Source organism: Streptomyces sp. 2114.4, from assembly GCF_900187385.1.
GTDB classification, from domain to species: Bacteria; Actinomycetota; Actinomycetes; order Streptomycetales; family Streptomycetaceae; genus Streptomyces; species Streptomyces mooreae.
This window is the reverse complement of the sequence record NZ_FYEY01000001.1, coordinates 5,925,570-5,938,180: the sequence shown is the minus strand read 5'-3', so window position 1 is coordinate 5,938,180 and position 12,611 is coordinate 5,925,570. Positions and strand designations below refer to the sequence as shown.

The window sequence follows — 12,611 nt, the reverse complement described above, 5'->3', positions numbered from 1 at the left end:
GCTCCTCGCCCGAACCCTTGTCCGTCCATTGCGCCAATTCGGCATGGCGCAGGTCTAAGACTGCCATGCCGCGGGTGATGCTCCGCGCTAAGGGTGGCTCAGGGCACCCGTCCCAGCCCCTGTCCGGCCCTGATCCCACGGACGGTCTCGCGGGTCGCGGACAGCTCTGCCCGGGCCGGCCCGCCCGATCCGGCCCCGGCCCCGCGGCCCCTTCCGCCCCCAACGCCCCTTGGTGCGCCTCGACAGCTCCTGCCCGTCAGCTGTGCGACCCGGCGAGCGTGGCGCGGGCGCCGGGGCCCACCACTGCCGCCCACTCCCCCGGCTCATCCATCACCCAGTCCTGCACCCGCCGTGCGAAACCCGGCAGCCGCCGTCCCAGTTCCACCAGCCGCCGGTCGAAGCACGCCGCGCCCGCAGGCGTACGCACCAGCAGCATCCCGGTGCGGTGCACCAGCTCCCTGGTGCGCTCCGCCGGCCGCCGCTCCGCGCCCTCGGCTGCGGCTTCCAGAAGGGCCTCCAGCACACGGGTGTCCCGGCCGCCCTCGCTCTCCTCATGGACGCGGTGCGGCGCCACATAGGAGGCCTCCTGCGCCAGCAGCGCATCGAGCAGTTCGCGGCGCAACGCAACCGAGTCGCCACACCCCGTCTCGGCCACCACGGCCGCGAGCGCGCACCGGACCGCTACGGGGGAGCCGGTCAGCAGCTCCACGGCGAGCGGGCGGAGCGCGGCGCGGGCGGCCGGGCCCCGTTCGAGGCGGCGGTCGATGAACTCCGCGACCGGCCGTGCGGCGCGCTCGGGGCAGTGCCGGGCACAGTCACGGACGAGGTCGGCGACCCGGGCGACGAGGTCCGGCGCATCGGTGCGGGCGAGCATGCACAGGAGGGCGGCCGCCACCGGTGGCCCGGCGCCGCCGATCAGCCGGGCCCGGAACGCGGTCAGCACCGGCTCGGGATGGTCGGCGAGGGCGGCCGTGAACACCGTGGGCGGCAGCTGCGGATCCCCCGCGACAAAGCGGGCCAGCGCCCGGTCCAGGAAGCGGGAGCGGGTGGCCGGGTCGCCCATCAGCAGCGCCAGCGCGGAGCCGTGGTGGGCGCTGTCGGCGCTCCGGGCGAGAAGGCAGAGGGCCGCGTAGCGCAGCAGGGCGCGGTCGGCTCCGGCGGTCACGTGCCGGGCGGCCCGCAGGCCGTACGACACGGCGGCGGCCCGCCGCTCGGGGCGCGCGTCGTGCGCCCACCGGTCCACGGCCCGGCACACCGCGGCCGGCTCGTCCTCGGCCAGTGCGTCCATCAGTTCGTCGCCCCTGGGGTGCGCGGCCTGCACCAGCGCCTCCGTGAGGGCGTCGAGCGCCCGGTGGCGATGGGTGTGCAGCAGCGCCTGCGCCGCGGTGGCCACGGTGATCTCGCCAGGCACGGCCTCTACGGGGTGGGCCGGACCGCCGTCCTCCGCGCCGGGGCGTTGCAGCGGGCGGGTGTCGTCGAACCAGGCGCACAGCAAAGGCTGCATCCGCTGCGGATCCGCGCACAGCAGTGCGGCCGCGGCATCGAGAAACCGGGGCGAGCGTGCCGCGGCGGACCGGGTCCGGGCTGCGGGGGCCGCTGCGGACGCGCTGCCGTCGGTGTCGGCCCGGGCGGGGCTGGAGCGCGGGGCACCGAGGGCATCCGTCCGGCCGTCGCCGTCCGGGCCGGACGCCGGGTCGTCAGCGGGGTGGACGCGTACCCGCGGCGGCGGTGCGAAACGGTGGCCGGCACCCGGACCGTCGACGGCTACGGCGGAGGACGACAGACCGCCCGGCGCGGGATCGAACGCCCCGGGCGGGCCGTACGACGGCAACCGGTCGGACCACGAGGACGGACCGGACCATGCAGAGGGATCGGACGATGAGGAGGAACAAGGCAGAGGTGATGAGCTGGACGACGGCAACCGCTCGGCCGGCGACGAACCGGGCGACGGCACCGGCCACCCGGCCCGCGACGGCGCCCCGGACGGCACAGCTCCCGCGGCTCCCTCCTCCGCCTCCGCCTCCGTACCCGTCTCCGCGTACCGCTCCGCGCCGGCCGCCCTCCGCCCCGCCCCGCACGGCGGCCCGTCGGCCGGCAGCAGGCGGCGCAGCAGGTCCATCCGGTCCTCGTCGGCCAGCGCCAACCGCTCCCAGAACCACGGCCCGAAGGCCTCCAGCCCCGTCTGCGCGAAGCCACCCGCCCGGAGTGAGCGTTCCGTGATCCGGTCGGCGAGCAGCCGCAGGACGCCCGTGTACGGCCTCGCGTCGGGGACCCGGAGCAGCACACCGGACAGCAGATGAGCGGCCCACCAGCGGCCGTCCACGGCACGCGCGGCCGGTGAACCGGCCGCGGGGGCGGCCCCGGGGGCGGTCGCCATCGGCACCAACTCGGCCAGCCGGAAGGTCAGTTGCACCGCCCCCTCGCGCCTGCCGAGCAGCAGCAGCGCCTGGACGGCCGGCCCGACGCGGTGTCCGGGGACTGGCAGCAGGTCGAGGTCGGCATGGGCGCCCTGCAGCCACTCCGCGAACTCCTCGTGGGCGAAGCGGAATCCGGTGCCGGCCGGGACCAGCAGCCCCTCGGCCAGCACCGCACGGGCCCAGCCGGGCTCGCGCGGGAACACCTCCTCGAAGGACGTACGGTCCAGCGCGCCCGGACCGGGGCCGAGGCAGCGGCGGGCCGCCTCGTGCACCTGCCCGGCGACCTGGGCGGCCAGCCGGCGCACGGCGGCGGCGCGCGACGGGGGCCGGTGGCCGGCCGCGAGCCGTACGGCGATGCGCAGGCACACCAGGTCCAGGTAGGCGTCGAAGATCTGGTGGCGGTCGGGTGTGCCGAGGCCGGCCGGCTCGTCGGCGCACCGCCCGGTCCCGTCCCCCTCGGTGAGCGCCGCGCCGACCTCCGCGAGCAGGCGCAGGGACAGCGGATGGCGGGCGTCCGGCGCGGCCGGTGCGCCCGGCGGCAGGCCGTAGCGGCCGCGGGCGCGCTCCGCCTCTTCCTCGGTGAGGTCACCGAGCTCCACGCAGGCGGGCAGCGCGGGCGCCGGACGCAGCGGCCGGTGCAGCACACCGGGCGGGAAGAGCGCACCGGCCCGCTCCCAGTACTCGGGGCGGCAGGCGACCACCAGCCGCACGCCGGTGGTACGCAGCCAGTCGGCCGTCGCCGTGGTCCACCCGGCCAGCCGCTCCCCCTGTGCCAGGGCCGAAGGCATCTCCTCCGGCCCGTCGAGGAGCACCAGCAGCGGGCGGCCGGCCGCGGCCGCCGCCCGTGCGACGTCCTCGGAGGTGGTGTCCGCCGGGTCACCGGCGGTACGGCCCTCCCGGGCGACGGTACGGCCGGCGGACCGCAGCGCGCGTTCGACGGCGGTTCGTACCCCGTCGTCGTCGGACCGCAGGTCCGCGCCGCGCAGCCGGATGGTCGCGGCGAGGCCGGGGCCCTGGGCCCGGCGTGCCGCGAGGCCGGCCAGTTCCGTGCTCCGGCCGCATCCCGGCTGTCCCACCAGCCCCAGCACACATGCCGCCGCCGTCCCGTGGCCCTCCTCGAAGCGCGCGAACTCGGCGGCCGCTTCCGGCCGTTCGACCGGCTCCCGTCCCAGCCGCGGCCGCTCGGCGGAGCCCTTCGACAACTCGGCCAGCCGCCGCGCGCCGGCCGGGTTCAACTCGCTGCCGTAGGCCGGGACGGTCGCCGCATTGCGCTCCAGCAGCGCGGCCAGCGCGCCCTGTGGCGCGGCCTCGGCCACCGCGCGCAGCGGGATCGCGAAGCCGCCCGCCCGGCGCCCGAAGGCACCCTCCCCCGGGCGGCCGCGGCCGGGAGCCTGGGGGTGCAGCGCGGTGCCGAGGATGCCGAGCACCGCGCCGGTCCGGGCGTCCAGCACCGGCCCGCCGACCGCCAGTCCACGCAGCCGCAGCGCCTCCCGGCCCCCGGCGCACAGGCCGAGCTCCAGCGTGTCGTCGAGGAGGTGGACGCGCTCGGCGGCCGTGTACATCACCCCGGAGCCCGGTCCGACGACCGTGCCGTCCAGCCAGCCGCCCGCCCAGAGCCGGGCGGTGGTGCCCGCGGTCGGCCGGGCCGCGGCGATGGGCAGCGGCGTGAGCCGGTGCGGTCCGAAGCCGCCGGCCCGGACGAGGGCGAGCCCGGCCTCCGGCAGGGGCGTCACCGCATCGGCCGCCACCACGCACGTCCATCCGCCGCCCCCGGCCGCGCCGCCTCCGGCGCCGTCCGCCATGGGCTGCAACACCAGTTGCGCGGCGCCGTCCACCGCTTCGTGGCTGGTGATCACGGTGCCGTCGTGGTCCGCGAGAAACCCCGTGCCACGTGTCCGACCTGCCAGATCGCGGATCCGCACCAGTGCCGTGTCCGCATCGGCATCCAGCAATGCCATCGCCGGTCCTCTCGCCCTGTGCCGTCCCCCGCACGGTAAGCAGGCGGTGATCGTCTCGACAGGGCCCCAGGGCAACGCGCCCCCCTCCGCGCCTTGATTCACTTCAAGCGCCTCACCGAATGAGTGAATAGCCGGAACCCCGCGCAGAACCGGAGGGCCGGGCGACAGGGAAAGCAGGACCGCACGGCCGCATACAGGCACGCAAAGGGCCGGGCCCGGAGCGCGTCGTCCACGCGTCTCCGGGCCCGGCCCCACGGGTTCCCTGCTCGCCGGCCCTGGCCGGCCCTGATACGGCAACTGCGGTACTAGACCGCGAACACCGCCAGGCTCTTCGCCTTCCCGCCCTGGTTCTCCACCAGCGCGAGGAACCGGCCGTCCGGCCCGAACGCCGCGACCGGGCCGCTGCCCTCGAAGCGCGGCATCGGGGTCCGTGCGCCGTTGAGCAGCAGCCGGGCCTGCGCCTCGGGCACGTCCCAGCGGGTGAACGCCGCGGCGGCCGCGTCCCCGAGCGGCATGACCGGCAGGCCCTCCCCCTCGGTGTCGTCCACGGAGGCCTGGAGCTGGTCGAGGGTGCGCGCCCGGTCCAGCTTGTACGGGCCGACGCGGGTGCGGCGCAGCGCCGTCAGATGGCCGCCGACGCCCAGCCCTTCGCCCAGGTCGCGGGCGAGGGCACGGATGTACGTACCGGACGAGCACTCGACGGAGACCAGCAGATCGGTCACCGGGGTACCGTCCTCGGCCTCGGTCTCGTGCGCGGAGTGCACCACGAACGAGGAGACGGTGACCGGCCGGGCCGGGATCTCCACGTCCTCGCCGTCGCGGACCCGCGAGTACGACCGCTTGCCGTTGATCTTGATGGCGCTGACCTTCGACGGCACCTGCATGATCGCGCCGGACAGCCGGCCGACGACCGCGTCGATGTCCTCGCGGGCGAGACCGTGCGCCGCCTTCGACGCGGTGATCTCGCCCTCGGCGTCGTCGGTGACCGTCGTCTGGCCGAGCCGGATCGTGCCGACGTACTCCTTCTCCGTCAGCGCGAGGTGGCCGAGCAGCTTGGTGGCCCGCTCGATCCCCAGGACGAGCACGCCCGTCGCCATCGGGTCGAGCGTGCCGGCGTGCCCGACCCGGCGGGTGCGCGCCATTCCGCGCATCTTCGCCACCACGTCATGCGAAGTGAAGCCGGCCGGCTTGTCGACGATCACGAGGCCGCCCGGCTTGTTGCTCTCACGCTTCATTCTGCCGCGGTGCCCTCGTCGTCGTCCTCGCCCGGCTTGCGGTACGGGTCGGGCTCACCGGCGTACTGGGCGCCCGAGGAGACCTCGCGCACCTTGGCGTCCGACGCCCGTGCCTTGTCGAGCAGGTCGTCGATCGTCTTGGCGTTCTCCGGCAGGGCGTCCGGCACGAAGGCCAGGGTCGGCGTGAACTTCGTCCCCGCCGCGGCCCCGACCGCGGAGCGCAGGATGCCCTTGGCGCTCTCCAGCCCGGCGGCGGCGCTGGCCCGCTCCTCGTCATCGCCGTAGACCGTGTAGAAGACCGTAGCCTCCCGCAGGTCGCCGGTGACCCGGGTGTCCGTGATGGTCACGTGCGAACCGAGCCGCGGGTCCTTGATACCGCGCTGCAGCTTCTGGGCGACCACCTCCCGGATGAGGTCCGCCAGCTTCTTCGCCCGCGCATTGTCGGCCACTGGTCCGTCTCCTTCTTTCTTCCACAATTGTGCTTCCACCGGCGGCGGCCTGCCCGGTCCGGGTCAGTCGTCGTCGCCGTGCAACCGCCGGCGTACCGACAGCAGCTCCACTTCGGGCCGTGCGGCGACCAGGCGCTCGCAACGGTCCATGACATCGGTCAGATGCCCCGTGTCCCCGGAGACCACCGCCAGGCCGATCGTGGCCCTGCGATGCAGATCCTGGTCCCCGACCTCGGCGACGCTCACCGCGAATTTGCGGTGCAGCTCGGCGACGATCGGGCGGACGACGGAGCGCTTCTCCTTCAGCGACCGTACGTCGCCGAGAAGCAGGTCGAAGGACAGCGTCCCTACGTACATGCAAGACGGGCTGAGCCGCCCGTGGGGCCTTAGGTGTCCGTGTCATTTCGAACCGTACACGGAACGGCCGGGGCCGATCGACGGAAATACCTTCCGCCGACCGGCCCCGGCCGGCCGCCCGCCCGTCGCGCGACCACCACCGGGGTGGAAGCGCCACGGGCGGGCCGCTGCACGATCAGCCGCGCGGCTTCTCGCGCATCTCGTACGTCGCGATGACGTCGTCGATCTTGATGTCGTTGAAGTTTCCGAGGTTGATACCGCCCTCGAAGCCTTCGCGGATCTCGGTGACGTCGTCCTTGAACCGGCGCAGACCCTGGATGTTGAGGTCCTCCGCGACCACCTTGCCGTCGCGGATGAGGCGCGCCTTGGTGTTGCGCTTGACCTCGCCGGAGCGGATGAGCACACCCGCGATGTTGCCGAGCTTGGACGAGCGGAAGATCTCGCGGATCTCCGCGGTACCGAGCTCGACCTCCTCGTACTCCGGCTTGAGCATGCCCTTGAGGGCCGCCTCGATCTCCTCGATCGCCTGGTAGATGACCGAGTAGTACCGGACGTCGACGCCCTCGCGCTCGGCCATCTGCGTCGCGCGGCCTTCGGCGCGCACGTTGAAGCCGATGACGATCGCGTCGGAGCCGGACGCCAGGTTGATGTCGGTCTCCGTGACCGCACCGACGCCGCGGTGCAGCACCCGGATGTCGACCTCTTCGCCGACGTCGAGCTGGAGCAGCGAGGACTCCAGGGCTTCGACGGAACCGGAAGCGTCACCCTTGATGATGAGGTTGAGCTGCTGGACCTCGCCGGCCTTGAGCACCTTGTCCAGGTCCTCGAGGGACACCCGGCGGGTGCGCTTGGCGAAGGCGGCGTTGCGCTCGCGCGCCGCGCGCTTCTCGGCGATCTGACGGGCCGTACGGTCCTCGTCGACGACCAGGAAGTTGTCGCCGGCGCCCGGGACGTTGGTCAGACCCAGGACCAGGACGGGGGTCGACGGACCCGCTTCCTCGACGTTGTTGCCCTTGTCGTCGAACATCGCACGGACCCGGCCGTACGCGTCGCCGACCACCATCGTCTCGCCGACGCGGAGCGTGCCGCGCTGGACCAGGACGGTCGCCACGGCGCCGCGGCCACGGTCGAGGTGGGCCTCGATCGCGATGCCCTGCGCGTCCTGCTCCGCGTTGGCGCGCAGGTCGAGCGAGGCGTCCGCGGTCAGGACCACGGCCTCGAGCAGCTGCTCGATGTTCAGACCCTCACGGGCGGAGATGTCGACGAACATCGTGTCGCCGCCGTACTCCTCGGCCACCAGACCGAACTCGGTGAGCTGGCCGCGCACCTTGGTCGGGTCGGCGCCCTCGACGTCGATCTTGTTGACCGCGACCACGATCGGCACCTCGGCCGCCTTGGCGTGGTTCAGGGCCTCGATCGTCTGCGGCATGACACCGTCGTTGGCCGCCACCACGAGGATCGCGATGTCGGTCGACTTGGCACCACGGGCACGCATGGCGGTGAACGCCTCGTGACCGGGGGTGTCGATGAAGGTGATGCGCCGCTCTTCGTCGTTGACCTCGGTCGCGACCTGGTAGGCACCGATGTGCTGGGTGATGCCGCCGGCCTCGCCCGCGATGACGTTCGTCTTGCGGATCGCGTCGAGCAGCCGGGTCTTACCGTGGTCGACGTGACCCATGACGGTCACCACCGGCGGACGCGCGACGAGCATGTCCTCGCCGCCCTCGTTCTCACCGAAGTCGATGTCGAAGGACTCGAGCAGCTCGCGGTCCTCCTCCTCCGGGCTGACGATCTCGACGACGTAGTTCATCTCTTCGGCGAGCAGCTGCAGCGTCTCGTCGGAGACCGACTGGGTCGCGGTGACCATCTCGCCGAGGTTCAGCATGACCTGGACCAGCGACGCCGGGTTGGCGTTGATCTTCTCGGCGAAGTCCGTCAGCGAGGCACCGCGCGACAGGCGAACCGTCGCGCCGTTGCCGCGGGGCAGCATGATGCCGCCCACCGACGGGGCCTGCATGGCCTCGTACTCCTGACGCCTCTGCCGCTTCGACTTGCGGCCACGGCGCGCCGGACCGCCGGGACGGCCGAACGCACCCTGCGTGCCACCACGGCCACCGGGACCGCCGGGACGGCCACCGAAGCCGGGACGACCGCCGAAGCCGCCGCCACCACCGGGACCGCCGCCACCGGGACGACCGGCGAAACCGCCGCCGCCACCCGGACGACCGCCACCGCCACCGGGACGGCCGGCGAAACCGCCGCCACCGGGACGACCGCCACCGCCACCGGGACGACCGGCACCGCCGGGACCGCGACCGCCGCCACCGCCGGGGCCCGGACGCGGGCCGGCAGCGGGACGCTGCGGCATCATGCCCGGGTTCGGGCGGTTACCGCCGCCACCGCCGGGACGCGGGGCGCCACCGGGAGCGGCACCCTGCGGACGGGGCATACCACCGGGGGTGGGACGCGCACCGCCCTGGCCGCCCTGGGGACGGGGGCCACCCTGGCCGCCGCCCTGCGGACGCGGACCGCCGGGACCACCCTGGCCACCGGGACGCGGGGCGCCACCGGGACGGGGGGCCTGCGGACGGGCCATGCCCGTGGAGCCACCGGACGTGAAGGGGTTGTTGCCCGGACGGGGGCCGGAGGGACGGCCGCCGGGACGCGGGGCCGGACGCTCGCCACCGGGACGCGGAGCGTTACCGCGGCCCTGACCGCCCTGGCCGGGCGCCGGACGGGCCGGACGCGGGCCGGGGGCACCGGGACGGGGAGCCGACTGGCCGGCGGCGGGAGCGGCCGGCGCGGACGGCGGAGCCTGGAACTCGGGCTGCGCGGGGGCGGCCGGAGCGGGCTTGGGTGCCGCGGGGCGCGCCGGGGTGGGGCGCGGGCCCGGGGTGGGGCCGGCGGCGGGAGTGCTCTTGGGAGCCACCGGTGCCTCGGGGGCCTTCGGGGCCTCGGGGACCTTCGGGGCCTCGGGGGCTGCCGGAGCCGCGGGGCCCGGCTTGGGGGCGCCCGGCTTCGGGGCAGCAGGACGTTCCCCCGCTGCCTTGGCGGCAGGGGAGGTGCCCCCAGCCTGCGCCGGGGACGGCGCGGACGGCTTCGCGGGGGCCGACTTGCGCGGCGCCGCGGGCTTGCCGGCGGCGCGGCCATTGCCGCCGCCTGCCTGGAAAGCGTCGGTCAGCTTTCGAACAACCGGCGCCTCGATCGTCGAGGACGCCGAACGGACGAATTCACCAAGTTCTTGGAGCTTGGCCATGACGACCTTGCTCTCAACGCCGAACTCCTTGGCGAGTTCGTATACCCGGACCTTAGCCACTTCGCTCCTTCTAGGTCCGGGTTGTCCACCGGACCGTCGCTACTTCATGGGCGTACTCATCGCGTACTCATCGAGTGCTCATCGCAATCTCGACCTACTTCCGACTCGCGAGGTACCTGACCGCACGGTTCTCCGTGCGCTGTGCGTTTCGTGCTGCTGTGCGTTATTGCAACGGCGGCTGCTCGACGGGCGTCCGCTCGATGAACCGGCGCAGCGCCGTCGTGTCGAACGGTCCCCGGGCCCGGTAGGCCCGGTTGAACGCCCGGCGGCGAACCGCCAGGTCGAGGCAGACCAGTGTCGGGTGCACGTAAGCACCCCGGCCGGGCAGCGTACCGCGAGGATCGGGGACACACTCGCCCTCGATCTCCACGATGCGCAGCAAATCGCCCTTGGCCGCTCGCTCCCGGCATCCCAGACAGGTGCGCTCAGGGCATGCGCGGGCATGCGTCCGGCCAGACACTGCTTAAGTCTACCTCCCCGCGCCGGCCCGACCCCTATGGGGTAAAGGCGGAACGGCTGCTCAGCATTCCGGTCGGAGCGCCGCGGCACCACCGATTTTCGGGGGCCGCGGCGTCACCGTCCGTGGTGGAACGGTCTCAGTCCTGTGGTGCGGGCTGCTCGGTGTCCGGGCGGATGTCGATCCGCCAGCCCGTGAGGCGGGCGGCGAGCCGGGCATTCTGCCCTTCCTTGCCGATGGCCAGTGACAGCTGGTAATCGGGGACGGTGACCCGGGCGGAGCGGGCCGCCAGGTCCACGACCTCGACCTTGCTGACCCGGGCCGGTGACAGCGCGTTCGCCACCAGTTCGGCCGGGTCGTCGGACCAGTCCACGATGTCGATCTTCTCACCGTGCAGCTCGGCCATCACGGCGCGCACCCGGCCGCCCATCGGGCCGATGCAGGCGCCCTTGGCGTTCAGGCCGGAGCGGACGGACCGTACGGCGATCTTGGTGCGGTGGCCGGCCTCGCGGGCGATGGCGGAGATCTCCACCGAGCCGTCCGCGATCTCCGGGACCTCCATGGCGAAGAGCTTCTTCACCAGATTGGGGTGGGTGCGCGACAGCGTCACGGACGGGCCGCGGACGCCCTTGGCCACCCGGACGACGTACGAGCGCAGCCGGGTGCCGTGCGCATAGTCCTCACCGGGGACCTGCTCCTGCACCGGCAGCATGGCCTCCATCGGGCCGACGTCCACCAGCACGTTCTTCGGGTCCTTGCCCTGCTGGACGACGCCGGTGATGACGTCGCCCTCGCGCCCGGCGAACTCGCCGAAGGTGATCTCCTCCTCGGCGTCCCGCAGCCGCTGCAGGATGACCTGCTTGGCGGTGGTCGCCGCGATCCGGCCGAAACCGGACGGGGTGTCGTCGAAGTCGCGGGGCTCGGCACCCTCCTCCAGGTCCTCCGGATCCTCCTTCGCCCACACCGTCACATGGCCGGTGTTGCGGTTCAGCTCCACCCGCGCCCGCCGGCGGCTGCCCTCGGTGCGGTGGTAGGCAATGAGGAGGGCCGACTCGATCGCCTCGACCAGCAGGTCGAACGAGATCTCCTTCTCCCGCACCAGACCCCGCAGGGCACTCATGTCGATATCCACGGCTACGCCTCCTCCTTGTTCTCGTCGATCTTCTCGTCGTGCTGCGCGTCGCGCTTGTCTGTCCTGTCGGGCTTACGGCTGAATTCCAGCTCGACACGCGCCTTGGCGATCTCGTCGAAGGAGACGCGGCGGGTGGTCGGCTTGCGGCCCTTGACCCCCGGCACCTCGAGGTCCAGCCCGGCGTCGTCGACGGCGGTGATCCGTGCCACCAGCTCCCCGCCCTCGTGGAGTTGGGCCTTGATGAGGCGGCCGACGGCGCGGCGGTAGTGCCGCAGCTCGGTCAGCGGGCGGTCGGCGCCGGGAGAGGTCACCTCAAGGGTGTACGGGGCGCCGCCCATCACATCGGAGTCGTCCAGGACCTGGGAGGCCTCGCGGCTCAGCTCGGCACACTCGTCCAGCTGGACGCCCTCGTCGGAATCGACCACGATCCTCAGCACCCGCCGCTTGCCTGCCGGTGTCACCTCGATCTCTTCCAGATCCAGGTCTCGCGCGGCGACGAGCGGTTCAAGCAATCCGCGCAGCCTCTCGCTCTGGGTGGTGCTCATCCGGGTGACTCCTCGGCCGCGTGTGCTGTTGTGGGTGGGTCGTGTGTCGGGTCAAAGCCTATCGGTTCCGGCGGGGTACTGACGATTCGGTGGGTGGTCACGGATACTCTCGCCTGCGGTGATCACGACGAAAGACCCCGGGAAGTGCAACGTGCCGAAAGTGGCGCTCACACGCAGAAGGACCCTGCTGGCCGGCGCCGCCCTCGGGGGCGTGGCGCTGCTCACCGGCTGTTCGGAGGACGACGGCCCCGACCGGACCGAACGCTCCCTTGCCGCCGACCGGCTGCGCCGGCGCTCCGCCCGCGACAGCACGGCCCTGCTGGCGCGTTACGACGCCACACTGGCCGCGCATCCGGCGCTGGAGCCGCAGCTGCGCCCGCTGCGCTCGGAAGTCGCCCGGCACGCCGAGGCGTTCACCGGTGAGCGGGCCGCCCCCTCCCCCGGCGGCGGGGCGGACGACGGCCCGGCGCGCGATGCCGGTGCGCCCGCTTCCGGCCCCGCGCCGCAGGGCTCCCGGCGGCCGTCCGCCCCCCAGGCCCCCCGGGACCAACGGGCCGCACGCACCGCCCTGGCCGAGGCCGAGCGCAAACTCGCCGATGTCCGCGCCAAGGCTCTGACCACCGCGCCCCCGGAGTTGGCCCGGCTGCTCGCCTCGGTCGCGGCGGCCGGTGCGGCCCATGCGTATCTGCTGACGGAGCCGGCCGGATGACGGGCAGGGCAGCGGGGCCAGGAGCAGGGACCGGCG

General features: G+C 73.8%; 9 protein-coding genes. 1 reads left to right on the top strand and 8 read right to left on the bottom strand.

Going from position 1 to position 12,611, the window contains the following annotated elements; translation table 11 throughout:
* Nucleotides 1-256: 256 nt before the first annotated feature.
* The 8 genes from CFW40_RS26230 to rimP form a co-directional block, all read right to left on the bottom strand.
* Nucleotides 257-4,375 carry a trypsin-like peptidase domain-containing protein gene (locus tag CFW40_RS26230; RefSeq protein ID WP_088800336.1) on the bottom strand — a complete coding sequence of 1,373 codons (4,119 nt, stop codon included), beginning with the start codon at nucleotides 4,373-4,375 and terminating at the stop codon, nucleotides 257-259.
* 305 nt (nucleotides 4,376-4,680) lie between these two features.
* Complete coding sequence (gene truB, locus CFW40_RS26225; RefSeq protein WP_088800335.1) at nucleotides 4,681-5,610, bottom strand: tRNA pseudouridine(55) synthase TruB; 930 nt, start codon at nucleotides 5,608-5,610, stop codon at nucleotides 4,681-4,683.
* The gene (rbfA, locus tag CFW40_RS26220) at nucleotides 5,607-6,059 is read right to left on the bottom strand and encodes a 30S ribosome-binding factor RbfA (RefSeq protein ID WP_088800334.1); all 453 of its coding nucleotides are present in this window, start codon (nucleotides 6,057-6,059) and stop codon (nucleotides 5,607-5,609) included. The genes truB and rbfA overlap by 4 nt, the downstream gene beginning before the upstream one ends.
* 63 nt (nucleotides 6,060-6,122) lie before the next feature.
* Nucleotides 6,123-6,416: a DUF503 domain-containing protein gene (locus CFW40_RS26215; RefSeq protein ID WP_033269483.1), complete on the bottom strand. Its 294-nt coding sequence runs from the start codon at nucleotides 6,414-6,416 to the stop codon at nucleotides 6,123-6,125.
* A 175-nt stretch (nucleotides 6,417-6,591) separates the two neighbouring features.
* Nucleotides 6,592-9,732, bottom strand: a complete 3,141-nt coding sequence (gene infB / locus CFW40_RS26210) for a translation initiation factor IF-2 (RefSeq protein WP_088800333.1) — start codon at nucleotides 9,730-9,732, stop codon at nucleotides 6,592-6,594.
* 163 nt (nucleotides 9,733-9,895) lie between these two features.
* Nucleotides 9,896-10,192 carry a YlxR family protein gene (locus tag CFW40_RS26205; RefSeq protein ID WP_088800332.1) on the bottom strand — a complete coding sequence of 99 codons (297 nt, stop codon included), beginning with the start codon at nucleotides 10,190-10,192 and terminating at the stop codon, nucleotides 9,896-9,898.
* A gap of 136 nt (nucleotides 10,193-10,328) precedes the next feature.
* Nucleotides 10,329-11,321: a transcription termination factor NusA gene (nusA, locus tag CFW40_RS26200; protein ID WP_088800331.1), complete on the bottom strand. Its 993-nt coding sequence runs from the start codon at nucleotides 11,319-11,321 to the stop codon at nucleotides 10,329-10,331.
* Between the two features lie 2 nt (nucleotides 11,322-11,323).
* Nucleotides 11,324-11,866 carry a ribosome maturation factor RimP gene (gene rimP / locus CFW40_RS26195; RefSeq protein WP_088800330.1) on the bottom strand — a complete coding sequence of 181 codons (543 nt, stop codon included), beginning with the start codon at nucleotides 11,864-11,866 and terminating at the stop codon, nucleotides 11,324-11,326.
* A gap of 160 nt (nucleotides 11,867-12,026) precedes the next feature.
* On the opposite strand from rimP, the gene CFW40_RS26190 reads away from it, so the two are divergent.
* A complete protein-coding gene (locus CFW40_RS26190; protein ID WP_088800329.1) occupies nucleotides 12,027-12,575 on the top strand; it encodes a hypothetical protein in 549 nt (182 codons plus the stop codon).
* The last annotated feature ends 36 nt before the right edge of the window (nucleotides 12,576-12,611 follow it).